The organism is Pseudomonas nitroreducens (assembly GCF_014204515.1).
GTDB lineage: Bacteria > Pseudomonadota > Gammaproteobacteria > Pseudomonadales > Pseudomonadaceae > Pseudomonas > Pseudomonas nitritireducens_A.
Genome location: NZ_JACHLI010000058.1, coordinates 1 through 24,675, shown reverse-complemented (window position 1 = coordinate 24,675; position 24,675 = coordinate 1). Strand labels below are relative to the sequence as shown.

The window sequence follows — 24,675 nt, the reverse complement described above, 5'->3', positions numbered from 1 at the left end:
CATCACTTCCATTGGGCATACGCTTAAAACCAGTCACAAGACTATCTCCTAGTTTAAGCGTGAGGCCCTGTCCTCAGATACAGGGGGCCAAACCATAAAGAGTCTAGGGTGACTACAAAAGGCGTATTGTCAGAATCAGCCGGTTGAAATGAGGTTTCGTCGCCTTTGAAGTGCCTGGCTTACAGGGCTTCGGCGGCTCGCGGATGGCTCTCATGCATAAAGTGAGATTCGGGCAAAAGGTTCGCAGCTTTTATGGCTGATTATCGGTAGATAACCCTTGGCGCCCACCGCGGATATTTCTCCTTCATCTCGCCGAACAGCTCAGTCAGCTGGTTTGACTCGTTGGGCATGGCCACTGAAAACGCAGACCACCCGTGCAACTCCAGCACCTCCGGCATATCCACCAATCCCGTGATGGCATCCCAGAAAGCATCCCAGTTCCGGCCATACCAATCGGGAAACTTCAGGGCTTGCGCCAAACGCCCATGCAATTCTTCTTTATCGTGCACGCCATCAAGATCAATCGTAACGATCTGCAGACGCGTCATTCCGGAATTTCCTGGGGCGCGGAATCCGACAGTTCCGCAGGCAATTGAGTCGCGAGCAGTTCGGTCGAGATGTTGGGCTCGCGCCATGAAAACACGCTCACGCAGGCGTTCTGGCCACTTACAAAATACTCTCGGACTTTCTTGGTCCATTGAGCAGTGAACCCGCCCCTTGAGCACTCCTGTTCCCACCAGCCACCAGCGGTCACCTCGATGACCAGGCCGGGAACGTGCCCCCAGAACTCTCCAAGGTCGCCTTCATCTAGAACGCGGAAACCTTCGACTCCAGGGAAGGTGATTTGCCAACGAGCTTCGCCCTCGAGGTCTTGTACCTCCACCTGCAGCGAATCCAAGTCGTAATTCACTCCCACGACCTCAGCCAATCTGCAGGTCAAAGGGGTTACCGCCACAGCGGTGATATGAGGTCGATCCGACGTGGTCACGTTAGCCTTCCTTGGGTGCCCGAAATTGAGGTGACTACATCATAGCGCCAGCGTGAAACAGTGGGTTTGAACCGGCTAACAGCCCCTCTGAAAGCCCCGAAATATGGGCCTCTGAGGGTGAGCGATGGCCACTCCATGCGATTCATAATGCTGATGTCCCAGGTTCAAGTCCCGGTGTAGCCACCATATCTCGAAAGGGGTTTAGCGAAAGCTAAACCCCTTTTCTTTTGCCTGAAGAAAAGTGCAGCGCTGCACACCTTCCGCCCGGTCAATCCTTCTTTTCATCCCCGCCCAGCTTGTTGATATCTAAGCCCCCCAGCGGCTTGAACCGCTCGTGAATCCGGCTCCCCAGCTGAGCCTGTGAACGCGCAAGATGGCCGGCATTCGCAGGCGATTTCACCAGGTGGAGCGTTTCCATCAAGCCGTTGAATTGCTCCATCGAGAGCAGCACCACCTCGGCGCCAGTCTCTCCCCGAATGATGACTCCTTGCCTCCCGGCAACCACGCCATCGAGGACCGTCTGCAAGTCCTCCGCGACCTCCGCGAAATCCACAACGCGCATGTCCGCTCCCTCTCCGATTAAAAGCCCCACCGCCGCCGCAGCTCCACAAAATCTCGCGCCGCCATTTCCGCCGCCACCAGTTCCTGTTCCAGCGCCGACAGGCTGTAACGGATCTCCTTTCGTGTGATCGAACCCGGTAGGCCTGGGGCGAGGTTGACGACTTCCTGCTCGTAGTAATTGAACACCCAGCCGCCGTGGATAAACGCATTGCGCTTGGCGCGGATACGATCCATCACCGCGTACCACGCATTGAACTCGCGCAAGCAATCCGCCTCCCCGGCATGGCGGCGCGCGATGACTTCCCGCAGGGCATCCATCTTCGCCTTCAGGGACAGGCGTTCGATCAATGGATTGAGTAGCACCGGCTCGCTGCCGCCCACCAGATGGCGGAGGCAAAGGTCGAGGTGGAGCTCGAAGCGGGAAAGCTCCATGACACGGCGTCCTGTTACGTTTCCAACGAAAGCCTTCAACTCTTCCTCGGATAACGGAAGCGAGATTTCAGACTGGGGCGACGCGATTGGTCCCGAACCGAGGCATGTATTTCTCGAAGACGCACTCGCAACTGAAACTGAGATGCCCGCCGCATCAGCTCCCACCATGGAACCACCCTATAATCTCGCTGCCGAATTGGCACAACCTAATGTACCCGTTACATGTGCAACGGGTACATCTGAAACCATGCGACGTATGACGGGAAAAATCCGGTAGAGCTGTATGAGTGAGGGAATTACTGAACGCGGGCTCCTGCTATTGGAAACGGCAAGCATCAAGGTGCTTGCCGAAGCAGGACAGACGGATTACGTACGTTGGCAGAACATCAAGCGGGGAAGATCCCGACTCGGAGCTGACGAAATAGAAATACTCGGAAGAGTTTTTCCGGAATACCGCTGGTGGCTTATGACTGGGGAAACAAAAGTCGACTTGAACCAAAGCAGTCCGGACAGCGAATCCACAGCCGGCAGTTAAGCGTTAAACGGTATTCCTGATACCTCGGCATACCGGAAACTGGCTGCATCCCCAGAACTCTCCGCCAGCATTCGCGCCGCGCTTCGCAATTCGCTTGACCATCGGGGCGCTGCAGGCCGGACATGAAGGCGCAGTGGAAACTTCAGTAGCCTTGAGGGGCTCATCTCTCGAACCCTGCCGATTCCGCGCTTCGCTCCTCCCCGCAAGCCATCGCTTTACCAACGTCCCGTCGACCAACTGGATATTCCGTCCCTTGGCGAACTCCTTGGCGTCCTCCGTATAGGTCCCGGATGTCACGACAAATCCGCCTGATGCTCCCTGCGCGGCCATCACGCCGAAGAACTCGCGGATTACCGTTACTCCTACCTTGATGGCGCGCCATTGCTTGCACTGGACCAGGTATTTGTCAGTGCCCATCTGCAAAACGAGGTCGATACCGCCATCCGAGCCGTTACCTCCGGTTTCGGTGACGGTGAAGCCCTTCTGGCGGAAGACTTCGCCCACCAGTTGCTCGAACTCGCGCCAGCTGATGCCATCGATTGTCTTGCCGGTTTCAGTGGCGCGGGCAACGTCATAGGCGAGCCTCTTGCGCTTGGCACGACCGGCGATGGAGCCGATGGCACCGAGCACAAAGGCGGCCGGGATGAGGTATTGGAGAAACAGGGCGAATGTCCGCCAAACCTGCCCGGTCATCGCATCGGCGAACTGCTGCGGATTAACCGCAGTGGGCGGTTTGCTGATGGCGAAGGGGTGGAGAACCAGCCAGGCGCCCAGTGCGATCAGCAGGCTGACCCACCAGGGAAGGCGGCTGGCAATGAAGATGAGGTCTTCGAAAGTACTGGTCTTTCGGCGGCGGGCCATTCGTGGCTCTCTCTGTTCGTCCTTGAGGTGGCACAGGGCCATTTCACGAGCGACATTAACGCGCAAGAAATTAACCGTAAAGGCTTTGGGGGCTCTATTAGGGAACAGTCAGTCTTCCTCCTCTATCAACTGCACCGAATCATTCTTCGTGTCATTTACCCGCAACGACACCCGGTGCCCGGCAAAGTCCTCCCGCGCATGGTGGAGCAGATCATCCAACGCATCACGCTGGGTGGCTGTGGATAACCACTCCTCGAAGTTCTCCGGCGCCAGCACCACGGGCATGCGGTGGTGAATCCGATCGATGCTCGGCGCGGCGGCTTTGGTCAGTAGCGCGCAGGAGAGAACCGTCTCACCGCTGGGGTTTATCCACAGGGACCAGAGACCGGCGATGGCGATGATGGGGTCGGCGGGGCTGCGGATGAAGTACGGCTGGTGGACTTGGCGGCCAGCGGGGTTGCGCAGGGTTTCCTGCTCGTTCCATTCGTACCAGCCGAGCGCGGGCATGAGGCAGCGGGTGCTGCGCAGGGCCTGGCGCCAGATGGGTTTGCTGGCGGCTTCTTCGCTGCGGGCGTTGAAGGAGAAGCGCGGTGGGGTGTTGTTTTTCCACCAGGTGGGGATCAGGCCCCAGCGGGCGGGCAGCAGTTCGAGCTGGCCGCTTTCGTCCTGGCGCAGGATGGGCACGGTCATGCTCGGGGCAACGTTGTAGCAGGCCTCCAGCCAGCGCGGCGGCGTGCGCGCGCCGATATGCCAGTAGCGCTCGATGGCGGCCTCTTCGGGACTGACGTAGCGTCCGCACATGCGGGGCACCTTGGGGGGAGACGTTTCCCTTACCTTGGGTGGGGAGCGGTGGCCTGTCCAGGTGGACCGACGGACGTGGAGCTCGGATCATGGCTATGGGGGAATAGCTTGTCCGATGCAGCGCTCGAACACTGCCTCCAACTTGCTGTAGTCACAAATCACGGCCGCGACGTTGGCTCTCAGCCACTCCTCCGGCACGACTGCCCACCAATCCACTTCAAAACCAGCGTTAACGATGAGGTGCTCGAACAGAATACGCTGAGCCCGGCCATTTCCTTCACGGAAAGGATGGATCATGTTCAAGTCGCCGAAGCACTCCGCAGCAGCACGAATCAAATGCGCGCGTTCCAGACCTTCAAGCCAGTTGCTCCGCGCAAGACTCACGAAGATCTTGCTGGCCTCTATTTCAATGCGCAGAAGATTGCAGAAGTGAGTGCCGCCCTTGGAAATGTCGACCGTCCGCACCTCCCCGGCCCACTCGAATACATCAAGGAACAGTGTGCGATGGATACGTTTTAGATAGGCGAGATCGTAGGGCGGCAGTTCAAACTCTATCTGGCTTGCAGCAATCTCGGAGAAATCGCGTTCGGCCAGAGCCAACTGATCGTCATCGCGAATATTCAGGCGATTGCGTAGAACATCCGTACCGTCGTAGCAATACGGATCTTGTCCAGCACCATACTTGTCTGCGCTCACGCCGGCTGACGATGGATTTTAAGCGCCGCCTCTCGAGTAGGCAGTTCACGCGAAGCTTCTGCAGGAGCGACATCGTAGCCCTCCAGGCGAAGGCTGGCCGCGTAATTCAAGCGGCGCGTTCTAGCGCAATAGGCTTTCTTGGCCTGCAGACTCGGAGTTTTCACTGTTATGACCTCGTTCGTATCAGTGAACTGTCAGTATATCGGGCATGAGGTAATGGCTCACGCAGCACTCGAAAGTAACCGCTGCAAAACACCCCGCCCAATCACCCGCGTCGTCTCACCCCCGAAGTCCACACTGCCCTCCTCCCGCAAGAATCCATCCACCGCCTCGTCAATCCGATCCGCCAACTCCGGCAGTTGCCAGTAGTGCCGCAGCAACATGCCGGCGCTGAGGATGGCGGCCAGCGGGTTGGCGCGGCCGCTGCCGGCGATGTCGGGGGCGCTGCCGTGGACGGGTTCGGCCAGGGCGATGCCGCTGCCGAGGTTGAGCGAGGGCGCCAGGCCCAGGCCGCCGCCCCAGTGGCTGGCGAGGTCGGAGAGGATGTCGCCGAAGAGGTTGGTGGTGACGATCAGGTCGAAGGCTTCCGGGCGCTCGACCAGTTGCAGGGCGGCAACGTCGACCAGGCGTTCGTCGAGAACGTCGCCCCAGCCGTCTGCGGCCAGCAGGTCGCGGCAGGTGTCGCGGAACAGGCCGCAGGTGAGCGGCAGCACGTTGGCCTTGTGCACGAGGGTGATGCGCCGGGCCTGGCGCAGGCGGGCGAGTTCGGCGGCGCCAGCGGCGAGGCGTTCGCAGGCGGCGCGGCTGATGACCCGTTCGGCGATGGCAACGCCTTCGGCTTCCCAGTGTTCGCGGCCGCTGTAGAGGCCTTCGCTGTTTTCCCGCAGGACCAGCAGGTCGATGCCGGCGCGGGGCGAGACTACCGGACGCGAGCGCACGGGGCGCAGGTTGAGGTTCAGCGCCAGCGTCTGGCGCAGGCTGAGGATGGCGCTGCGGTAGCCCTCGACCTGATGGCTGGGCGAGGAGACGGCGCCGAACAGCCCGGCGCCGCAAGCACGCAGACGTTCATAGGTGGCGTCGGGGACGGAGGTGCCGTGGCGCTGGAAGCAGTCCCAGCCGGCTTCGCCTGGTTCCACCTGCAGGTCGGGCAGCAGGCGTTGCAGCACTTCCACGGCGACGGGCACGACCTCGCGGCCGATGCCGTCACCGGGGATGACGCAGAGGCGTCGGCTCAAGACTGGCCGAGCGGGCGCAGGCGGTATTGCGGCGGCAGTTGGTCGAGGCCGCTGACGGTGACGTTGAGGTCCTTCCAGATGCCGTCCTTGATGCCGTAGATGCAGCCGTGCACGGAGAGTGTCTGCCCACGGTGCCAGGCGTTCTGGACGATGCTGGTGTGGCTGACGTTGGCCACCTGCTGGATGACGTTGAGTTCGCAGAGGCGGTCGACGCGCTCTTCTTCCTTCTCGAACTGGGCGAGGTGGTCGCGGTATTCGTAGGCGAGGTCGCGGATGGTGCGCAGCCAGCCGTCGATCAGGCCGAGCTGGGTGTGGTGCAGCGCGGCGCGCACGCCACCGCAGCCGTAGTGGCCGGTGACCAGGATGTGCTTGACCTTGAGCACGTCGACGGCGAACTGGATGACCGACAGGCAGTTGAGGTCGGTGTGCAGCACGACGTTGGCGACGTTGCGGTGGACGAACAGGTCGCCCGGCAGCAGGCCGACGATCTGGTTGGACGGCACGCGCGCATCGGAGCAGCCGATCCACAGGTATTCGGGGGTCTGCTGGCGGGCCAGCTTGGCGAAGAAGTCAGGGTCTTCCTGCTTGATGGCTTCGGCCCAGCGGGCGTTGTTGTCGAACAGTTCCTGCAGATCGCTCATGTCCGGCTCCTCATCATTGGCTGGCCGCACCTTACGCAGCGTGGGCGTGACTGACAAGCGGCATCAGCGCACGGCGTTGAGCCGCCACCAGCGCGGCAGACGTGGCGCCTGCTGCAGCGCCAGCTGGTGCCAGGCGTCGTGCCAGGCCTGGCCCTCGGCGGCGAGGCGCGGCCAGTCCAGCGTGCGCCGATCCAGGGCGCCGAGTAACTCGGTTTCCAGCCAGCCATGGCCGGCGCGCAAGGCGTCGGCGAAACCGGGATCGGCCAGGGCGCGCTGGTGCACGGTCTCGAAGCGCCACCAGAGCGAGTCCTCGACGGCATCCTGTTCGCGGCTGAGCAAGCCTTCCCCGGCGCGTTCCTCGAAGCCCAGCGGCTGGAACATCGACAGGCACGGCGCGGAGGTGCCGGTGGCGGCCAGGCGCGGTGACTCGTCGTCGAGCCGGGCGATCAGGCTGGCGGTAGTCTGCGAGGGGCGCCAGAAGCTGCCGGCGTGCAGGCAGACCTGCCGGTTGTCGTGCAGGTTGAAGTGGTGCCCGCGGTGGCCGTGGCTGCGCAGGGCGACCACCAGCGCCAGCCAGTCGACCTGGGCCGGGCAGTGGGTGAGGAAATCTTCGTTGAGCTGGCGACGCTGGTGGGCGCCGGCGATCCAGGGCAGCACGCGACCATCGAAGGCGCGGGCGAAGTGGAAGTCGCCGCGACCGTTCCAGCAGCCGAAGCGGCGCGCCTGGGTTTCCAGATTGGAGCTGCACAGGTCGTAGTCGTGACCGAGAGTCAGGGCGTTGGAGATGGCCCAGCGCTCGACCTTCTTCGCCGCCCACAGGCGTCCGGCGGTTTCCAGTACCCAGGCTTCGTCGCGATCGGCGATCAGGTAGCTGTTGTCGTAGCGCAGGCGCTTGTTGCGGTAGCCGGCGGGGCCGCCCTGGCCGTGGCGTTCCAGCAGTTCGGTGATCACCGCCAGGGCTTCGCGGGCGCTGCCGCCGCGCTCCAGGCCCAGGCGCAGCAGGTCCATGCCCAGCAAGGCTTCGCCTTCGCGCTGGGTCAGCTTGGTGAACACGGCTTCGTTGCCGATCGCCACGCCCTGGTCGTTGACGCCCATCTCGGCGCCCCACAGCCAGGTCGGCTGGCTGAGGATGACACCGTGGCGGTCGGCGCTCTGGGGAATCTCCAGGTAGCTGGTGCGCACCGTGGCCGCGCTGTCGCCGCTGACGGCGGGCAGGCGGATCAGGCGTTGCGCTTCGGCGGGTTCGCGGTCGCTGTTCTTGGCAAACCAGGTGGCCCCGCCGCTACGCAAAACCAAGGTGTCGCACATAGTCTTCCTCTCCGTGATCTTCCCGCGCTCCGAGCACTTCCCGTGCAGCGCGTTCCCCGGCCTCGACGGCTCCATCGAAATAGCCCATCCAGCGCGTCGCCGTTTCGGTGCCGGCGAAGTGCAGCCGCCCGTAGGGCTCACGCAGCCGGGCAGCGCCAGCGCTCCACAGGCCCGGTGGGAACAGCGCGGCATAGCAGCCACGGGCGAAGGGTTCTTCGGCCCAGGACTTGTCCACGTAATCCAGCGGCTGCAGCGCCTGCTCGCCGAAGTAGCGGGCGAAGCAGTCCAGCACCTGGCCACGGCGGTCGCCATTGGGCCGGGCATTCCACTGGCGCGCCTCGTCGCCTTCGATGAAGCCCAGCAGCACGCCGCGCCCGGAGTCGGGGACGCTGTTGTCGAAGGTCAGGCGCACCGGGCCGGTCTCGCTGGTGGCCTGGCCGGAGAGGCCCTGGTCGCGCCAGAAGGGTTTGTCGTACAGCGCCATGCACTTGATCACCGCGCCTTGCGGCAGGCGTTGCAGCAGTTGGTCGCGCCAGCTCGGCAGCAAGGGTTCCTGGGTGATGCGCAGCAGTTGGGTCGGCGGGATGGCGAAGATGACGTGGGCGGCCTGGTGGACGCCACGGTCGGTCACCAATTCCACGCGGCTACCGTCCTGGCGCACGGCGCGCACCGGCTCGCCGGTGTGGACGTCGCCCAGGCGCTCGGCCAGGGTTTCGCTGATCCGCTGGGAACCGCCAAGGATGCGGTCCTGCTGGGCGCCGCCTTCGACGCCGAGGACGGTGTCGAGATTGGTGCCGCCGTGGATATAGAAGAGCACGTGGAGGAAAGAGAGGTCATGGGGGCTGGCGGCGAACACCGCGCCGCACATCAGCTCGAAGACCTTGCGCCCGGTGGCGGTGCGCACGTTGCGCCGCAGCCATTCGGCGAAGGTGAGGCTGTCCCACTGCGGCGCCCTGGGGTGCAGGCTGGGGTCGCTCAGGGGGATTTCCCGTGCCATGCGATCCAGGCGCACGTGGGCCTGAAGGACATCGAGCAGGACGTGGGGCGGAAACTTCGGGATGGTGCCGCGATAGGGCTTGAGCCGGCTGCCGAACAGGGTGAGGTTGTTGCCCTGGTTCCATTGCGGATAGGTCGACAGGCCGAGTTCTGCTAGCAGGGAGAGGATACGGTCCTGGGTCGGGCCGACCCACTGGCCGCCCACCTCGACCACTTCGCCGCTGGCGAAGCGATGGTTGAGGGTGCGCCCGCCGACGCGCTTGTTGGCCTCGATCACTTTCACCCGTTGCCCGGCTTGCGCCAGACGCCAGGCCGCGGTCAGCCCCGAAATACCGGCGCCCACCACGATCACATCGCTGCGATTCATGTTTGCGACCTTATGTTCTTGTTGTTATTGGCCTTAAGCGTAAGCCACGAATCGCCGTGGGAAAAACCCGATTGGCAGGAAATTTCGCAGATTTGCCAGGATGATCGAGGAAACCGCTCTAGCACGGGAACAGGCGTCCCGCGGTGATTGAAGGGCGGTGGCGAAAAGATCGTTTAGGGTGATTCCACGGCCGGGCGCAGGCATCGCGGACGGAGTCCGCTCCTACGTGAAGTTCTGCGCGGAGACAGCCCTCTCCCCCGCCCTCTCCCTGAAGGGAGAGGGAGCTATCCGTACCGGCTGACACCGCGGATTCAGCCGGCACCGAACCAGTCCCCTCTCCCTTCGGAGCGGGGCGCGCAGCCAGGGTTAGGGAGAGGGGAAATCCAAGGCACGAACGATCAGAAGAAGGCAGTTGCTCCTACAGCGATGGGCTCATCTTCGGGCGTTCCTGGTGACGGCGAGGCTGGGCGGGTTCGCGAGCAAGCTCGCTCCTACACGCAACGTTCAGCATCAGCGTGGATGGCAGAGCGCATCGCGTGGGGCCGCGGATCGGGGCTGAGGCAGGGGGTGGAGCGCAGCGATACCCGTGCTGTCAGCGCACGGAGCGATGGGTATCGCTGCGCTCCACGCCATCCTACGAAGAGGTAGACGCGGGGCTCAGTCGACCAGCGTGCAGGCCATCACCAGCGCATCTTCGCGGCCGCCGGCGGCCGGGTAGTAGTCGCGGCGCCGGCCGATCTCATTGAAGCCGTAGCGTTCGTAGAGGCGATAGGCGGCGGTGTTGGACGCGCGGACTTCGAGGAAGCATTCCGCCCCGCCCTTCTCATGGGCGCGCTTCATCAGGTGTTCCAGCAGCGCCAGCCCGAGGCCGCGGCCCTGGTTTTCCGGCTTGACGGTGATGTTGAGCAGGTGGGCTTCATCGAGGATCAGCTGGATCACGCCGTGGCCGACCTGCTGGGTGCCTTCGAACATCACCCAGCATTCGTAGCTCTTCAGGCCGTCGGTGAAGGTGCCGCGGGTCCAGGGGTGGCTGAAGGCGGCGTATTCGATCTTGAGTACGGCATCGAGGTCCGCCTCGGTCATCGGGCGGAAGGAAACAGCGTCGCTCATGCGGGGTTCTGACTCATCCAGCGTTGCCGCACGCGGCGCATGGCGCGCCAGAGGTCGGCTTTCAAGGTAGGTTCTTCGGCCAGGCGCTCCAGGCCCGGCAGCGCCCAGGCGATGCCCAGGCCTTCGACCTGCAGCTCGCGCAGCAGGGACTCTTCATCGCCCTCGCCGGCATAACGCACGGCAGGCATGCCGACCAGCCACAGACAGGCGCTTGGCGAACTGCCCTCCAGGCGCGCGGCGACGAAGCCCTGGACGAACTCCAGCGCGGCCTGCGGTCCCTGGTCCATGTTGCCCCGCGCCAGCAGCGGCCAACGCACGGGCTCGCCGAGGATCTGCGGGCTGTCCGGCAGGCCGGCGGCGCGCAGCAGGTCTTTCAGCAGCAGGTAGGCCGGGTCGCGGCTGGCCAGCGGCTCGCCGGTGGGCAGTTCGACCAGCAGCGTGCATTCACCGGCGCGCAGCAGTTGCAGGGCGAAGCGCGGCGGCGGTGCAACGGGAGCACGGACGACGGGTTCGGCTTGCGCTTCCGCCGGCTCCTCGGTCTTCACTGCAACGGCGGGCTTGGCCGGCGCGCCGACCTTGGGCAGCAGGCGCGCGGCGATCGAACCCGGCTCGCCAGCGGGGACCGGCGCAGGCGCAGGTGTGGCAGCCGGAGCAGCAGCCTCGCGCGCGGCAGCGGAGGGTGCCAGGGCCTGCGGCTCGGCGACGACGGGCGCGGGGGTTTCCAGCAGTTCCGGGCGCGACGGTGCAGCGAACGGCAGCACCACGCGTGGCAGCCAGCTGGCGACCTGCATGGCGCCGAGGTAGGCGCGGCGGCGGGCTTCTTCGATCAAGGGGCGTTTACCTGTGGGTGGTGCCTGCAAAGGCAGGCCGACACGACGAGGCGGGATTGTCGCGTGAAACGCGCCGGGGGGAAAGGCCGGCGGGCGGAGCGCCCGCCGAATCGCCTACGGCGTGCCGAAGACGTAGACGTTGCCGGTCAGCTTGACCGCGCCGGTAGCCTGGTAGGTGAGCAGGTTGGTCTGCTGCAGGCCGCTGCCGGAGACCTTGCCCTGGTTGGAACCGCCCAGGGTGAATTGCAGGTTGCTGGCGCTGGCGTTGGTCAGGCCGATCTTCATGGCCTGGCGGTTGAACAGCGCGCCGTCGCCGTTGAAGCCGTTGTTGATGGTCACCATGTCGATGGACATGCCATCGAAGCTGAAGGTGCCCTTGATGTTGTCCAGCACGATGTAGCCGGTGCTGTTGAGCGGCTGGATCGCCAGGCGCGCACCGCAGCCACCGCTGCAGCGGGTATCGGCGGTGTTGGCGGCGAGGTTGAAGTTGACGCTCAGGCTGACGCCGTCCTGGCCGCTGACGTCGGCCATTTCGGCATCGTCCAGGCCGCGCAGTTCGCCATGGGCGGTGGCGGCGGCCAGCAGAACCAGGGAGGCCAGGAGTCGGCTCGAAAGGCGTGCTGTGTTCACGGCGAGGCTCCTCATGCGGTCAGCGCGGCAGGTTGACGGTGCGCACGTTCAGGTAATCGATGCGCAGGCCGCGGATGGCCTGGGAACCGAGGTCGGTGCCGCTGATGTTCAGGTTGCCGATGCTGATATTGCTCTTCTGCACGTTCTGGTAGAAGGCCTCGTGGTTGGCCCAGGTGACACCCGGCGCGCTGAGCATCAGGTCACCGTTGCTGGCCACCGAGAGCGTCGCCGGCTGGTAGTTGGCGTCGCCCAGGTTGAGGTCGAAGTAGACGTTCTTGGCCACCACCTTGTCGCTGTCCGAGCAGGTCTGGCAGCCGGCGATGACCAGCTTGTCGGCGTACATCTGCAGGCTCATGGAGGCCTTCAGCCCGGCGGCGTCGCCCCACAGGCTGAGGTAGGAGCCGTTGAGGGTGAAGTTCTCCAGGGCGATGGAGAAGAAGTCGGTGCGCGTGGTGGTGGCGCCTGCGCTGCCGTTGCTGTTGTAGGCGACGCTGGGCAGGGTGAACTTGGTCGCCAGGCCGATATCCAGGCCCTGGATGCGCGTGCCGGAGGAGTTCTGCATGGCGCCGGCCACCAGTTGCACCGTGGAGACGTTCTTCTCGGTGCGGGTGATGGTGCCGCTGACGCAGGTGGTGGCGCTACCGCCTTGCGAACCGCAGAGCTGGACGAACTTGTCATAGTCGCTGGAGCGCTGGCTCAGGGTGACGCCGTTGCGGCTGACGTTCCAGGCCGCGCTGAGGTTCTGCTGCGCGGTGGTGAGGTCGCTGGTGCTGCTGTTGTAGGTGTCCACCGAGGCGTTGTAGTTCTTCACCGCAGTGTTGTTGTTGCAGGCGGCGAGGATGCCGCAGTCGTATTTGGTGCCGATGTCCGGCCGGCTCACGCACCAGAGTCCGCAGACCTGGGCCGGCGCGGCGTTGTAGCGGGTGTTCATGCTGTTGTAGTTGGTCTTCTGCGTCGCCTGCGCCGTATCGACCTGCGCCTCGCGCTGGTTGACCACGAGCATGTCGGCGTCGATGCCGCTCTTGAGCGTGACCATGTTGTTGGAATAGGCCGTCAGCAACGAGTCGCGCTGGGTCTTCAGCGCGCTCAGCTCGGCGTTGATCTTGGTGGTCGCCTGGTTGGGATTGGTGCAACCGGCGTCGCCGTACAGGCAGCCCTGGTAGTAGGACCAGAGGCCGAACTTGTGGGTGTCGTTGATCGGGTCGGTCCAGGTCGGCGTCATCAGCTGCAGCGCTTCCTGGTTGGCCGGGATGTTCAGCCCGGCCTTGTATTTCACCGGGCCGAGGGTGAAGGGGTGCATCGGCGTGCCCATGTAGGCCTTGGTGTCCAGGGTGCCGCGCTGGCTGCCGGCGCCCTTGATGTAGGCGCCGGTGATGTCGACCTGGACGTCCTGGTTGGCGCTGTTCTTCACCCCGGTGATCTTCGCGGTGGCGCTGGCCTGGTCGTAGCTGAAGCCATCGATGAAGAAGCCCAGACCGGCGCCGCTGACTTCTTCCAACTGGTCGTCATCCAACGCCTTCATGCCCAGGGCCGGCAGGCTGACCAGGCAGCCGGCCAGGCAGGCGATGAGCGTTCCGCGCCAGCTCATCTCAGCAGCCCGCCGCTTGCGAGCCCATGCAGGTGGACTGCCGGGGCAGGCCGCGCAGGGCGTCGTAGAGGTTGATCAGGATCGGGTAGACCGAGTCCGCGCCGCTGCCCACCTTGGGGAAATTGGCGAAGGCGCCGGACTGGGTGTCGACGAACTTGCCGGCGTTGGCCAGGTCCTGCCAGGGCACGTTCTGGTTCTGCAGCGAGAAGAAGATGCCCTGGGCGCCGGTGTTGATGTCGGTGGAGCCCGGCTTGCCGATGTAGATGGTCTTGTAGTTGGTCAGGTCGAAGCAGGTGGTCAGGCCCAGCGCCTGGCAATTGTTGGTGGTCGACAGGGTCGGGATCAGCGAGGCGATCAGCCCGCCGGCGTCCGAATGCAGCGAGTCGCCCTTGGCGATGCCGATCTGCGTGGCGCGGTTGATCGGCTGGCCGTTGATGGTGGCCTCACCGGTACCGGACTTGAGCAGCACCACGTCGGCGTATACCGGGGTGTCGCCGGCTACGGCCAGCACCAGGCAGTTGATCAGGTTCGGGCAGCCGTTGCGGGTGTAGTAGTCGTAGGCGATGGAGGCCGGGCCGTAGATCTGCCCCTGCAGGTTGCCGGTGAGCGAGAGGATGTCGCCGGACAGGTCGCCCTGCGCCTTGCCGAAGCCGATCCGCGCGCCCACCAGTTGGCGCACGCCATTGTTGTTCTGGAAGGCGAACTCGACGTAGGGGTCCTGGATCTGGAACGGCACCACCTTGGCATCGGCGCTGTTGGCGTTGTCCACCCGGCCGAGGGCGAAGTTGTTGATCAGGATGTCCGAAGGCTGGTTGGAGACGGTATTGGCGCCGGTGCGCGAATAGTTGCCCAGGCTGAGCTGGTCGATGTTGGTCAGCAGACTGACGTCGGCGCCGAAGCTCAGGCGGGTGTACTGGTAGTTCTGGTAGGTGGAGGCGTCGACCGTGAGCATCGCGCCCTGGCCGGAGATCGCCGAGAGCTCTTCATCATCCAGCGATTGCATGCGCGCCTGGGCGCCACAGGCCAGCAGGCCGCCGCAGAGCAAGGCAAGGGCACGCATGAGCGGACCGGAGGACAGACGCATGGCACTCTCCTTTCCCGAACCCCTTCGTGCGGGGTTCCTGTTGTTATTCATCGGGCGTATCGAGCGGGGAAACAGGTCGAGACTCGGCGCCGTGATGCCACTATAGGAATTCACCCGCCACGGCGGGCCGACCCATAGTCGAGTAAATCGCTTCGAACGATAGTCGAGGAAAGGAAATTCCGGGATGGGTTGTTACCCATCGTCACACCCGGGTGACAATGGCAGGCGCGAATGGGCTCAGTGCTGGCGGAACAGGCCGATCAGGTGTTCGGCGATGGCGCCCTTGATGCTGTCCAGGTTCAGCCGCGAGTGGGCCTGCAGCTTCGCCGTGTTCAGGCGGTGCAGGTGCAGCGAGGGCATGCGCGCCTCGTACTCGCGCAGGTCGCCCTTCACCAGCACGGGCAGGAAGATATCCCCGCGCATGCGGTAACGGTTGATCAGCAGCTTCAGGCCATCCTGGAACGGCAGCTCGCGCGACGCCACCAGCCGGTGCTCACCGGGGATCTTCAGGTACAGGCCGCTGTAGCCCATGGTCTCGCCGGGCAGGATGTGGATGCCGGTGGGCTCCACCGCTTCGGCGGGGATCTCGTGGAAGGTGTCGAACCAGGCCTGCTCGTCGGGGAGGATGGTGATGCCGCCCTCCTGGCTCTCGGGAATCACGAAGCTGTAGTTGCTGTAGAGCTTCTCGACGTACGACGAATAGATGCACAGGCGATTCTCGAAGCGCTGCAGGAAGGCGATGGCTTCGTTGCGGTCGGTGATCGCATCCAGGTCCCAGTCCAGGTCGTTCTGGCGTTCCAGTTCGGCCCAGCGGGCTTTGGCAAGTGCGGCGTCGTAGGTCATGGCGGTCGATCAGCCTGTGGAAATCTCGGCTCTGATACCAGGCTCTGGCAAAAAACTTGCCAGAAAATTCAGTGGGTTAGCCCTGATTTTCCGTGACACGCATCACATTGACGAATAGGTGCAGTCGCAATCTGACGCGTTTCGTCACCCGGTCGGCCAGGGGTAGGCCTTTGCAGTACAATCGCCCCCTTTGTTCATTCCGGGCCCAACCAAGCCGATGATCGACCCACGACGCGTACTCCGCGCCCTCGCCGAACACTGGGTGCTGCTCGAACCGCTGTGCGAGCGTTTCGACGCCGGCACCCTGAGCCTGGTGGAGCTGCGCATCCAGCTCACCAGTCAGTTGCCCGACAGCACGCCGGTGGACATCACCGCCCTGCTCGACCAGTGGGTGCGCCTGGACATCCTCGTCCCGGTGGCCAAGAGCCCCAACCGCTTCGAGCTGAACGCACAGATCCACGACTTCCTCGCCTACCTGCGCCAGGAACACCGCCTGGGCCTGTGCCTGGAGATCGAAGCCTACCTGCGCCACCTGGAACGTCTCGCCGGCTACATCCGCGAAGCCTTCGAGGCGCGCGACGGCAACGACCTGGCCCGCCAGCTGCGCCTGCTCGACATGCGCGTGCGCGACGTGCTGAAGAAACTGGCCAACGACGAACAGGCGCTGGTCGCCGTGGCCGAACGGGCCAAGACCCAGGACCGGCAGATTCCGCTGCGCCAGCGCTACGCGGAAGTCCTGGCGACCTGGGACGAGTACGTCGAGCCGATGATCCAGCTGGTTTCCGCCGACGGCGCCTTCGAACAGGGCGTGCGCCGTGTGGAACAGGTGCTGCTGCGCCTGCTCAGCGAACAGGCGCGCCTTGGCCAGCTGGTGGATGACGACCAGCTGCTGCGCACCCACGCGCGCATCCTGGAAATGCAGACCACCGCGCAGCTCACCCTGCGCCGCGCCCGCGAACTGCTGCTGCCGCTGCGCGAGGAAGCGCGCCGGCACAACGCGATCACCCGTGGCGCCGCCCTGGCGCTGTCGATCATCCGCCGCAAGGGCATCGACGCCGTACCCCAGGCCGCCATGCCGATGTTCACCCGGCCGCAGAGCAACTTCCTCGGCACCGCCTCCCAGGTCGAGAGCTACGTCTTCGCCCTGGCCAACTTCCAGCCCAAGCCGGCGCACTTCCCCAAGGCCGGCGTGCGCAAGAGCGACGGCGCGCAGCGCTCGCCGCGCACCGCGCGGGAAATGCTCGACCGTTGCCAGGCCGCGCTGCCGCTGCCGGACCTGATGACCTGGCTGCTGGAGCAGGAGCCCGAAGGCGCCACCGACGAGCTGCTCTACTGGTTCTCGCGCCTGTCGCGCGATGCCCGCTTCCAGCGCGACCGCCTCGAGCGCCGCCAATACGACACTCTCCAGCACAGCGTCAGCCTGTGCTCCTTCGCCCTGATCGCCGGCTCGACCGCTGGCAAGGACAGCAAGAGCGAATCGCATGCAGATTAATCTCACCGAAATGACCCAGCTCGCGCCGATCTTCCGCGAGCTGTTCAAGGGCTTCCACATCAGCCGCCGCGACCCGGAGCTGTACAGCCAGCTGTCCAACCAGCAGGACGCCTACCGCGCGCTGTTCCGCGGCCTGGGTTACGAGCTGGTCTGCGATACCCGTGGCTTCTACTACTTCGTCCCCGAGCAGGTCGGCGCCCAGGTGAACAAGACCGCCCAGCGCCTGGCGCTGTTCACCTTCATCCTGGTCGAGCACCTGGCAGACCAGGGCCGCGACCCGCTGGCCGTCCTCGATGGCGGCAGCATCGGCCGCGACGAGCTGCCACCTCTGCTGGAGAAGTACCGCGACCTGTTCCTGCAGGCCGAAGTGACCACCCAGGAAGAACTGGAAGAGAAGGTCATGCGCCGCCTCACCCAGCTCGGCTTCGCCGCCGAGGACAACGGCGTGTACCGCTTCCTGCCACCGATCCACCGCTTCCTCGACGTCTGCCTGTCGGTCCAGCAGGACCGCGACCTGGCCAGCAACCTGCACGCCAGCGAAATGCAGTTCAGCGCCCCGGTGCTGATGGAAGAGGACGACGAGCCGGTGGTGATCCTCGAGTCCTACACGGACGCACCGGTTGCCGAAGACGAAGAAGCCATCGTGGTGATCGACGAGCCGACCGCCGTCGTTGATGCCGCCATCGCCGAAGAAGAGAGCGAAGAAGACGCCCTCGCCCGCGCCATCGCCGAAGAACAGGAGGCCCAGGCATGACCCAGGAACGCTACGGCATCCGCCGCTTCGCCCTGCTCAACACCGCCGGCTACAGCCTCGGCATCTTCCCGCTGGAACAGCCGCTGTCGGTGTACGGTGCGAACAACCTCGGCAAGTCGGCGTCGATCAACGCGCTGCAGTTCCCGATCCTCGCGCGCATGTCCGACATGAGCTTCGGCAAGTACAGCCTGGAAGCCTCGCGCAAGTTCTACTTCGCCACCGACACCAGCTACATCCTGGTCGAGCTGGACCTGCCCAACGGCCGCCATGTGATCGGCGTCGGCGGCCGCGGCCCGGGCGGCGGCTTCGGCCACCAGTTCTTCGCCTACCAGGGCGAGCTGGACCTGGAGCACTACCAGAAGAACGGCACCTGCCTGCGCCTGCGCGAGCTGTATTCCAACCTCGAGCGCGAAGGCATCAAGTCCTATGAACTGAAACCCGACGAGCTGCGTCGCCTGCTGGTCGGCGGCCACACCTCGATCCCGCTGGACCTCACGCTGATTCCGCTGCGCTCCACCAGCGAACAGAGCCTGAAGACCTTCCGCTCGCTGTTCATCAACCTGCTGCACATGCGCGAGATCACCGCCGCCAAGCTCAAGCAGCTGTTCCTCGATGCCTTCGAGCACAGCCTGCGCTCGGGCAGCGTCGACTACATCGCCGCCTGCGAGGAAGCCTTCCGCGACGTACGTCGCATGGAGGGTGACTACCAGGCGCTGGTGGCCGCCGGCCCGCTGGTCGAGGCCCTGGCCAACGGCGTGCAGCAGCGCGAACTGCTGCGCGGCAAGATGCACCGCCTCTCGCCGCTGCTGGATAACCTGCTGGGCACCTGGGAAGACTATTCCGGCGCGCGCAAGGAAGAGCTGGTCATCCAGGCCGAGCACTACAAGCGCGAACAGGACGGCCTGCAGAACGAACAGCGCGGCAGTACCGCCGAGCTGATGCGCCTGGAGCGCGAGATCAGCGAGATCCAGCGCTGGATGGGCGAACTGGCCGTACTGAAGAACCGCTTCGCGCTGGTGGATGACGTCAAGGTGCTGGAGCAGCAGCTGCTCGCCGCCAAGGACGCCCACGACGAACTGGCCGGCGCCCTGGCACATTCCCGGCAGTTCTCCAGCGAAGACCTGGAAGAGCGCATGCGCGACCTGGAGAAGCGCGTGAAAGGCGTTCGCCAGCAGCTCGAACACGCCGACAACAACAGCTACGCCCGCCTGCGCGAGGAGTTCTCCCAGCAGGACGTCGAGCGTCTGATGCGCCTGTTCAACGGCGCGCTGTTCAGCCTGCCGCTGGGCGAGAAAGGCGTCGATCTGGATGAGGCCGGCCAGTGGGTCGGCAGCGTCGAGAAGATTCTCGATGCCTTCAAGGGCGAGCGCTTCGAAGTGCCCGGCCTCTCCATCGACCTCTCCACCATCGAGCCGCCGGCGCTGCAGGCCCTGGCCGACCGCGCCGCCCTGCGCGACCAGAAGGAGCGCCTGGAGAAGGAGCTCAAGCAGCTCAAGACCCAGCAAGCCGTGGCCGCTGACCGCAACGCGAGCAAGGCGCAGGCGGACAGGTTCTACCAGGACGTGCTCGACGCGCAGAAAGCGCTGGAAGACTTCCGCCGCAGCCAGACCCTCAACGCCGAGGAGCCGGGCAAGCTGGAACAGCTCGCCCAGCTGGAAGCGACCCAGGACGAACTCAAGCGCTCCGCCGACGCCTTCACCGAACGCGTCCAGCAGCTCTCCGCCAAGCTGCAGCTGATCGGCCGCCAACTGGCCGACATGGAAGCCAAGCAGCGCACCCTCGACGACGCCCTGCGCCGCCGCCAGCTGCTGCCGGCCAACCTGCCCTTCGGCATTCCGTTCATGGACCCGGTCGACGATTCCATGGACAACCTGCTGCCGCTGCTCAACGACTACCAGGACACCTGGCAATCGCTGCAGCGCGTGGACGGCCAGATCGAAGCGCTGTACGCCCAGGTGCGCCTGAAGGGCGTGGCCAAGTTCGACAGCGAGGATGATCCGGAACGCCGCCTGCAACTGCTGATCAACGCCTACGCGCACCGCACTGACGAGGCCCTGACGCTGGCCAAGGCGCGCCGTGCAGCGGTCACCGACATCGCCCGGACCCTGCGCAACATCCGCAGCGACTACGACAACCTGGAACACCAGCTGGCGCTGTTCAACCGCGAGATCAACAAGCGCCAGGTATCCAACCTGCAGAGCTTCCGCATCGTGCTGGCGCCGAACAAGGACGCGCTCAAGCACATCGACCAGATCATCCACAGTGCCGGCCAGTACGAAGAGGGCGAGAACCTCTCGGTGTTCGACCTGACCCAGAGCGCCGAGCAGGATGCCAAGAACGAGGAAGCCAAGGACTACCTGTCGCGCCTGGTGGCGGCGAACAACAACCAGCTGGGCCTGAAGGACCTGTTCGAGCTGGCGTTCGAAATCACCAAGATGGGCGGTCAGCCGATCATGCACACCGACATCGACGGTGCAGCATCCAACGGCACCACCATGACCATCAAGGCGCTGACCAACATGTACCTGTTGCTGCACCTGATGGACCGCGAACAGGCCGGCCGCATCCGCCTGCCCTACTACCTCGACGAGGCGGCGGACATCGACGAACGCAACCAGTCGGCGCTGCTGGAGACCAGCCTGCAGCTGGGCTTCGTGCCGATCCTGGCGAGCGTGAAGCCGCAGGTCTCGGCGCAGGTGGCCATCGACCTGGAAGGCGGCAGCGGCCCCAACGGTATCTACATCGACGAGGCGGACTGGAAGTACATCCGCCGCCGAGACACCGAGAAGGCTGCGTACAACGACGTGGAGGCCAGCGCCGAACCGGCGTGATGCCGTTGCCGCGTTGAAGAAGAGCCCCGCGATGCGGGGCTTTTTCTTTCTACTGAAAACATCGCGGACAGAGTCCGCTCCTACGCAATCCCCCGCCCGTCGGAGCGGACTCCGTCCGCGATGGGTCAGCCCCACTCCTCAACCCAACGGGAAACACTTCGTAGGATGGGTGGAGCCTGCGATACCCATGCCGTCCCAGCGCGGACTCCGATGGGTATCGCTGCGCTCCACACCATCCTGCAAATGCAGCCCGTCTATCAGCAGTGCGTGGAAAATGAAAAAGGGCCGCAATCGCGGCCCTCTTCTGATCATCAGCTGAAACTCAGTTCGCCTTGCCCAGCGGAATCTTCGGCGCCCAGTCCAGCCACTCGTCGTTGGCCTCGTCGAACAGCGCGAAGGTCTGCCCCTGCTTCGCAACAGTGCCCATCTCGGCATTGTTCGGCGTAGCGAAGGCCACGCCGCCAGCCAGGAGGGTCTCCATCGACTCGGTACGCACCTTCACGCCCTTGAACAGGCCGGCGTCCACCCCGAATCCGCTGGTGTTCCAGAAGCGGCTGCCGGTGCGCACCAGCGGCGCATAGCGCGGCTCGATCAGCACGTGAATCAACACCCGGTCGCCGGTCTCGCCCAGCTCGAAGGACGTCACCTTGCCCACCTGCACTTCGCGGTAGGTCACCGGTACGCCCGGCTTCAGCGAACCACGGCGGGCGGCGCTTAGAGTCAGGCGCAGGCCATCGGCGTCCAGCAGACGGTTCGGTTCGCTGTCCAGCAGGCTGAACGCCGCCTGTGCCTGGCCCGGTTTTTCCGCCGGCAGCACCTCGATGTACTGGCCGCTGACGATGGTGCCCAGGTTGGTCACACCGGACAGCCCGACCTGCGGCCCGACCACCCAGAACCGCGTGCCCTGGCGGGCGATGCGATCTGCGGCGCGAGTGAGGCGCGCCTTCAGCTGGACGGTCTGCAGGTCCTTGCTCAGTTCGACCTGCTCGACGCGGCCGACTTCCAGGCCCTTGTAGCGCAGGACAGTGCCTTCCTTCAGGCCGTCCGCCGTGTCGGCACGCAACTCGATCACCTGGCCCTTGAGGTGCGCATCATCCTCGCTGTCGTACAGCGCGAAGCGGCGCACCTTGGTCACCGGTGCCGCCTTGGGATCGGGGGTATCGAAGGCGATGCCGCCGGCGATCAGCGTCTGCAGCGACTCGCTCTTCAGCTTGATGCCGTCCAGGCCGCCGCTGATGGTCACACCACTGGTGTTCCAGAAGCGCGTCGAGGTGTTCACCAGATTGGCGTACTCCGGCTCGATGTGCACACCGATGATCAGCCGTGAAGGATCGCGCCGGGACAGCTGGTAGCTCTGCACGCTGCCGACCTTCATCTGGCGATAGAGGATCGGCGTGCCAACCTCCAGCGAACCGAGCTGGTCGGTCGTCAGCACCAGATGCAGGCCAGGAGCATCGAGATTCAGCGGCGGCGCCTTGGGACGGATGACGAAGTCGCGGGTAGCCTCGCCGCCACTGGCGAAGCGCACACTCAGATAGTTGCCCTTCACCAGCGCTTCCAGTCCGGTGATACCGGCCAGCGAGATGCTCGGCTTGACCATCCAGAACTCGGTCTTGCTGTTGAGGAAATCCTCGGTGCGCGGGTCCATGGACAGGGTGGCGGTGGCGCCGTTGAAATCCTTGTCCATGTCGATGCTCTTCACCGTGCCGACCTGCACGCCGTTGTACATCACCGGTGTACTGCCGGCCGTCAGGCCGCTGACATCGCTGACCTTGACCTTGACGCTGAGCCCGGCCTGGGCGGCATCGAAGTCCTCATACAGGCGGAAGGGCTTGGTCGGGTCGGTCGGCGGGCTGTCCGGATAGTTCTCCGGCGTGGCGAAGGCGATACCGCCGGCGGCGATGCTCGCCAGGGACTCGGTGCGCAGCTTCAGGCCGCTGAGGCTGCCGGACAGGGTGATGCCGCTGGCGTTCCAGAAACGCGTGTGCTTGCGCACCAGGTTGGCGTAGGCCGGCTCGATGTGGACCTTCACCTCGATGGTCTTCTGGTCAGCGGCGAGCTGGTAGCTCTTCACCTGGCCGACCTGGATCTGCCGGTAATAGATCGGACTACCCTGCTCCAGCGACCCCAGGCGTTCGGCCTTCAGCGTCAGGTGCAGGCCGGGCAGGCTGTCGGAGAGCGGCGGCGGCTCCTTCAGCGCGACGAAGTCCCTCTGCTGCTCGCCCTTCACCGGATCGATGGCGATGTAGTTACCCGACACCAGGGTCTCCAGCCCGGTGACACCGGCGATCGACACCCGCGGTTTGACCAGCCAGAAGCGCGTGCTCTGGCTCAGGTACTCGGCGGCTTCCTTGCGCATCTCCACCGTCGCAATGACCCCCAGGGTCGGCTGGTTGACGTGCACGTCGACCACCTTGCCGACGCCAATGCCCTTGAACACCACTTCGGTCTTGTTGGCCTGGATGCCCTCGCCACTCTCGAACTGGATATTGATCATGATCCCCGCCTGGTCATAGGCCCGCCAGGCCAGCCAGGCGCCGATGGCCAGCGCGATCAGCGGCAGGATCCAGATCGCCGACCAGTTGGTGGTCTTGCGCATCTTCGGTTTGGGGAGATCACTCATCGTCGTTTTCCGCGTCCGTGTTATCCCAGATCAGCCGGGGATCGAAAGTCACTGCCGCCAGCATGGTGAGCACCACCACGCAGGCGAAGGCGGCCGCGCCGAGGTTCGCCTCGATGCTGGCCAGATTGCCGAAGTTCACCAGCGTCACCAGGATGGCGATGACGAAGATGTCGAGCATCGACCAGCGGCCGATCCACTCGATGAAGCGGTACATGATGATGCGCTGCCTGGCCGACATCGGCTGATGGCGCTGCACCGAATAGAGCAGCAGGGCGATGCCGACCAGCTTGAAGGTTGGCACCAGGATACTGGCGATGAACACCACCGCCGCCACCGGCAGCATGTCCGCGTTGATCAGCTCCACCACGCCTTCCATGATGGTCGCCGGCATGCCGTTGCCGAGGAAGTTCACCGTCATGATCGGCAGCAGGTTCGCCGGTATATAGAGTACGGCGGCGGTGATCAGCAGCGCCCAGGTACGGGCCAGGCTGTTCGGCCGGCGCTCATGCACCACGGCGCCGCAGCGGCTGCAGCGCGTCTCGTCGTCTTCGTCGCGGCGATTGACCTGGTGGCATTCGCCGCACACCAGGATACCCGCATCAATGGCCCGCATCGTCGAACTCCCCGGACAGCTCGCCCCAGACCTGGTGATGGGACATGGTGACCTCCAGCCAGACCTGGGTGAACAGCAAGCCCACGAAACAGGCGAGACCGAAACTGACGTGCAGCTCGGCCATGTCGATCAGCTTGACGATGGCGACGATGATGCCCATCAGGTAGACCTCCAGCATCCCCCACTCGCGCAGGTGCTGGTAGCCGCGCAGCAGCAGCATGCCCTGCTCGCGCAGCACCTTGAAGCGGATGGTCAGCAGCACGAACAGCTGGCAGAGCAGCTTCGCCAGCGGGATCACCATGCTGCACAGGAACACCAGCAGGGCGACACCGGCCATGTTCGACTCATACAGGCCGAGTACGCCGCTCCAGACGGTATCCATGCTGGTCTGGCCGAGAATGGTGATGTGCATGATCGGCAGGAAGTTCGCCGGGATATAGAGGATCAACGCCGTCAGCACCAGCGCCAGGGCACGGCGGACCATTTGCGGGCGATGGATTTCCAGTTCATATCCGCAGCGCGGACAGACAGATCGATGTCCCAGGGGAACGGGCTCGCGGCGCATCAGCAGGTCGCACTCGTGGCAAGCCATCAGCTCTTCCAGAGGCAGGTCCTGCAAGGCGGGTCCTTCAATGTCGGGCATGTAGGAGCTCAGGAAAAATGTGACGCTATTGTAGACGACACGCCTCCCCGTTCGGTGCCGCAAAAATACTTCGAAATGCAGCGAACAGCGGTGGCGGCCGGGCGATGTTTATCGCGCGCAAAAGCAAAACCCCCGGCCAGCGATGCTGACCAGGGGTCTTGGGATAGGAGCTTGACGATGACCTACTCTCACATGGAGAAACTCCACACTACC

The 24,675-nt window shown here is 64.4% G+C and carries 24 protein-coding genes; 3 read left to right on the top strand and 21 right to left on the bottom strand.

The genetic code is table 11. The annotated features are described in order from the left end of the window. Positions 1–260: 260 nt before the first annotated feature. The 18 genes from HNP46_RS34705 to HNP46_RS34625 all read right to left on the bottom strand — a co-directional run bounded on the left by HNP46_RS34705 (position 261) and on the right by HNP46_RS34625 (position 15,506). A complete protein-coding gene (locus tag HNP46_RS34705) occupies positions 261–548 on the bottom strand; it encodes a barstar family protein (protein WP_184598593.1) in 288 nt (95 codons plus the stop codon). Further along, a complete protein-coding gene (locus HNP46_RS34700; RefSeq protein WP_221455225.1) occupies positions 545–910 on the bottom strand; it encodes a hypothetical protein in 366 nt (121 codons plus the stop codon). Before HNP46_RS34700 ends, HNP46_RS34705 begins: the two co-directional genes overlap by 4 nt. A 346-nt stretch (positions 911–1,256) precedes the next feature. Continuing rightward, positions 1,257–1,550, bottom strand: a complete 294-nt coding sequence (locus HNP46_RS34695; protein WP_184598582.1) for a type II toxin-antitoxin system Phd/YefM family antitoxin — start codon at positions 1,548–1,550, stop codon at positions 1,257–1,259. Positions 1,551–1,567: 17 nt separating this feature from the next. Further along, complete coding sequence (locus tag HNP46_RS34690; RefSeq protein ID WP_184598575.1) at positions 1,568–1,981, bottom strand: hypothetical protein; 414 nt, start codon at positions 1,979–1,981, stop codon at positions 1,568–1,570. A 538-nt stretch (positions 1,982–2,519) separates the two neighbouring features. Further along, positions 2,520–3,377 (bottom strand): restriction endonuclease, encoded by an 858-nt coding sequence (locus HNP46_RS34685; RefSeq protein ID WP_184598573.1) that lies wholly within the window; start codon positions 3,375–3,377, stop codon positions 2,520–2,522. A gap of 108 nt (positions 3,378–3,485) precedes the next feature. Continuing rightward, the gene (locus HNP46_RS34680) at positions 3,486–4,178 is read right to left on the bottom strand and encodes an SOS response-associated peptidase (protein ID WP_184598571.1); all 693 of its coding nucleotides are present in this window, start codon (positions 4,176–4,178) and stop codon (positions 3,486–3,488) included. A 93-nt stretch (positions 4,179–4,271) separates the two neighbouring features. Further along, complete coding sequence (locus HNP46_RS34675) at positions 4,272–4,874, bottom strand: putative adenosine monophosphate-protein transferase Fic (RefSeq protein WP_184598568.1); 603 nt, start codon at positions 4,872–4,874, stop codon at positions 4,272–4,274. Continuing rightward, entirely contained in the window at positions 4,871–5,038 is a 168-nt protein-coding gene (locus HNP46_RS35715; RefSeq protein WP_311771867.1) for a YhfG family protein, read from the bottom strand. Before HNP46_RS35715 ends, HNP46_RS34675 begins: the two co-directional genes overlap by 4 nt. Positions 5,039–5,095: 57 nt before the next feature. Next, positions 5,096–6,109, bottom strand: coding sequence for an isocitrate/isopropylmalate dehydrogenase family protein (locus HNP46_RS34670; RefSeq protein ID WP_184598566.1), 1,014 nt, complete (start codon positions 6,107–6,109; stop codon positions 5,096–5,098). Next, on the bottom strand, positions 6,106–6,750 hold the full coding sequence (can, locus tag HNP46_RS34665; protein WP_184598564.1) for a carbonate dehydratase: 645 nt from the start codon (positions 6,748–6,750) through the stop codon (positions 6,106–6,108). Before can ends, HNP46_RS34670 begins: the two co-directional genes overlap by 4 nt. A gap of 63 nt (positions 6,751–6,813) precedes the next feature. After that, a complete protein-coding gene (locus tag HNP46_RS34660) occupies positions 6,814–8,058 on the bottom strand; it encodes a C69 family dipeptidase (RefSeq protein WP_184598562.1) in 1,245 nt (414 codons plus the stop codon). Next, entirely contained in the window at positions 8,033–9,421 is a 1,389-nt protein-coding gene (locus tag HNP46_RS34655; RefSeq protein WP_184598559.1) for a flavin monoamine oxidase family protein, read from the bottom strand. The genes HNP46_RS34660 and HNP46_RS34655 overlap by 26 nt, the downstream gene beginning before the upstream one ends. A 657-nt stretch (positions 9,422–10,078) precedes the next feature. Next, entirely contained in the window at positions 10,079–10,531 is a 453-nt protein-coding gene (gene rimI, locus HNP46_RS34650) for a ribosomal protein S18-alanine N-acetyltransferase (protein WP_184598557.1), read from the bottom strand. Continuing rightward, positions 10,528–11,361 (bottom strand): energy transducer TonB, encoded by an 834-nt coding sequence (locus tag HNP46_RS34645; RefSeq protein WP_184598555.1) that lies wholly within the window; start codon positions 11,359–11,361, stop codon positions 10,528–10,530. Before HNP46_RS34645 ends, rimI begins: the two co-directional genes overlap by 4 nt. 114 nt (positions 11,362–11,475) lie before the next feature. Then, on the bottom strand, positions 11,476–11,991 hold the full coding sequence (locus tag HNP46_RS34640; RefSeq protein ID WP_311771866.1) for a DUF6160 family protein: 516 nt from the start codon (positions 11,989–11,991) through the stop codon (positions 11,476–11,478). Between the two features lie 19 nt (positions 11,992–12,010). Then, a complete protein-coding gene (locus tag HNP46_RS34635; RefSeq protein WP_184598551.1) occupies positions 12,011–13,579 on the bottom strand; it encodes a hypothetical protein in 1,569 nt (522 codons plus the stop codon). A gap of 1 nt (position 13,580) precedes the next feature. Next, entirely contained in the window at positions 13,581–14,663 is a 1,083-nt protein-coding gene (locus HNP46_RS34630; RefSeq protein ID WP_184598549.1) for a hypothetical protein, read from the bottom strand. 237 nt (positions 14,664–14,900) lie between these two features. Further along, positions 14,901–15,506 (bottom strand): hypothetical protein, encoded by a 606-nt coding sequence (locus HNP46_RS34625; protein WP_184598547.1) that lies wholly within the window; start codon positions 15,504–15,506, stop codon positions 14,901–14,903. A 217-nt stretch (positions 15,507–15,723) separates the two neighbouring features. On the opposite strand from HNP46_RS34625, the gene mksB reads away from it, so the two are divergent. From mksB to mksF, 3 genes are read left to right on the top strand one after another with little or no spacing between them, the layout of a single operon-like run. Then, positions 15,724–16,998: an Mks condensin complex protein MksB gene (mksB, locus tag HNP46_RS34620; RefSeq protein ID WP_184598545.1), complete on the top strand. Its 1,275-nt coding sequence runs from the start codon at positions 15,724–15,726 to the stop codon at positions 16,996–16,998. After that, the gene (mksE, locus tag HNP46_RS34615) at positions 16,988–17,752 is read left to right on the top strand and encodes an Mks condensin complex protein MksE (protein WP_184598543.1); all 765 of its coding nucleotides are present in this window, start codon (positions 16,988–16,990) and stop codon (positions 17,750–17,752) included. The genes mksB and mksE overlap by 11 nt, the downstream gene beginning before the upstream one ends. After that, positions 17,749–20,583, top strand: a complete 2,835-nt coding sequence (gene mksF, locus HNP46_RS34610; RefSeq protein ID WP_184598541.1) for an Mks condensin complex protein MksF — start codon at positions 17,749–17,751, stop codon at positions 20,581–20,583. Before mksE ends, mksF begins: the two co-directional genes overlap by 4 nt. A 322-nt stretch (positions 20,584–20,905) precedes the next feature. On the opposite strand, the gene HNP46_RS34605 is transcribed toward mksF, so the two are convergent. The 3 genes from HNP46_RS34605 to HNP46_RS34595 are packed head-to-tail and all read right to left on the bottom strand — an operon-like array spanning position 20,906 to position 24,462. Next, positions 20,906–23,206, bottom strand: a complete 2,301-nt coding sequence (locus HNP46_RS34605; RefSeq protein ID WP_184598539.1) for a PqiB family protein — start codon at positions 23,204–23,206, stop codon at positions 20,906–20,908. Next, the gene (locus tag HNP46_RS34600; RefSeq protein ID WP_184598537.1) at positions 23,199–23,819 is read right to left on the bottom strand and encodes a paraquat-inducible protein A; all 621 of its coding nucleotides are present in this window, start codon (positions 23,817–23,819) and stop codon (positions 23,199–23,201) included. The genes HNP46_RS34605 and HNP46_RS34600 overlap by 8 nt, the downstream gene beginning before the upstream one ends. After that, entirely contained in the window at positions 23,806–24,462 is a 657-nt protein-coding gene (locus tag HNP46_RS34595; RefSeq protein ID WP_184598535.1) for a paraquat-inducible protein A, read from the bottom strand. Before HNP46_RS34595 ends, HNP46_RS34600 begins: the two co-directional genes overlap by 14 nt. Positions 24,463–24,675 lie beyond the last annotated feature (213 nt).

Excerpts from the sequence above, each read along its gene's own strand:
- HNP46_RS34705 (WP_184598593.1), bottom strand. The coding sequence starts at position 548 with ATGACGCGTCTGCAGATCGTTACGATTGATCTTGATGGCGTGCACGAT.
- HNP46_RS34695 (WP_184598582.1), bottom strand. The coding sequence starts at position 1,550 with ATGCGCGTTGTGGATTTCGCGGAGGTCGCGGAGGACTTGCAGACGGTC.
- HNP46_RS34690 (WP_184598575.1), bottom strand. The coding sequence starts at position 1,981 with ATGGAGCTTTCCCGCTTCGAGCTCCACCTCGACCTTTGCCTCCGCCAT.
- HNP46_RS34685 (WP_184598573.1), bottom strand. The coding sequence starts at position 3,377 with ATGGCCCGCCGCCGAAAGACCAGTACTTTCGAAGACCTCATCTTCATT.
- HNP46_RS34680 (WP_184598571.1), bottom strand. The coding sequence starts at position 4,178 with ATGTGCGGACGCTACGTCAGTCCCGAAGAGGCCGCCATCGAGCGCTAC.
- can (WP_184598564.1), bottom strand. The coding sequence starts at position 6,750 with ATGAGCGATCTGCAGGAACTGTTCGACAACAACGCCCGCTGGGCCGAA.
- HNP46_RS34660 (WP_184598562.1), bottom strand. The coding sequence starts at position 8,058 with ATGTGCGACACCTTGGTTTTGCGTAGCGGCGGGGCCACCTGGTTTGCC.
- HNP46_RS34655 (WP_184598559.1), bottom strand. The coding sequence starts at position 9,421 with ATGAATCGCAGCGATGTGATCGTGGTGGGCGCCGGTATTTCGGGGCTG.
- rimI (WP_184598557.1), bottom strand. The coding sequence starts at position 10,531 with ATGAGCGACGCTGTTTCCTTCCGCCCGATGACCGAGGCGGACCTCGAT.
- HNP46_RS34635 (WP_184598551.1), bottom strand. The coding sequence starts at position 13,579 with ATGAGCTGGCGCGGAACGCTCATCGCCTGCCTGGCCGGCTGCCTGGTC.
- HNP46_RS34630 (WP_184598549.1), bottom strand. The coding sequence starts at position 14,663 with ATGCGTCTGTCCTCCGGTCCGCTCATGCGTGCCCTTGCCTTGCTCTGC.
- HNP46_RS34625 (WP_184598547.1), bottom strand. The coding sequence starts at position 15,506 with ATGACCTACGACGCCGCACTTGCCAAAGCCCGCTGGGCCGAACTGGAA.
- mksB (WP_184598545.1), top strand. The coding sequence starts at position 15,724 with ATGATCGACCCACGACGCGTACTCCGCGCCCTCGCCGAACACTGGGTG.
- mksE (WP_184598543.1), top strand. The coding sequence starts at position 16,988 with ATGCAGATTAATCTCACCGAAATGACCCAGCTCGCGCCGATCTTCCGC.
- mksF (WP_184598541.1), top strand. The coding sequence starts at position 17,749 with ATGACCCAGGAACGCTACGGCATCCGCCGCTTCGCCCTGCTCAACACC.
- HNP46_RS34605 (WP_184598539.1), bottom strand. The coding sequence starts at position 23,206 with ATGAGTGATCTCCCCAAACCGAAGATGCGCAAGACCACCAACTGGTCG.
- HNP46_RS34600 (WP_184598537.1), bottom strand. The coding sequence starts at position 23,819 with ATGCGGGCCATTGATGCGGGTATCCTGGTGTGCGGCGAATGCCACCAG.
- HNP46_RS34595 (WP_184598535.1), bottom strand. The coding sequence starts at position 24,462 with ATGCCCGACATTGAAGGACCCGCCTTGCAGGACCTGCCTCTGGAAGAG.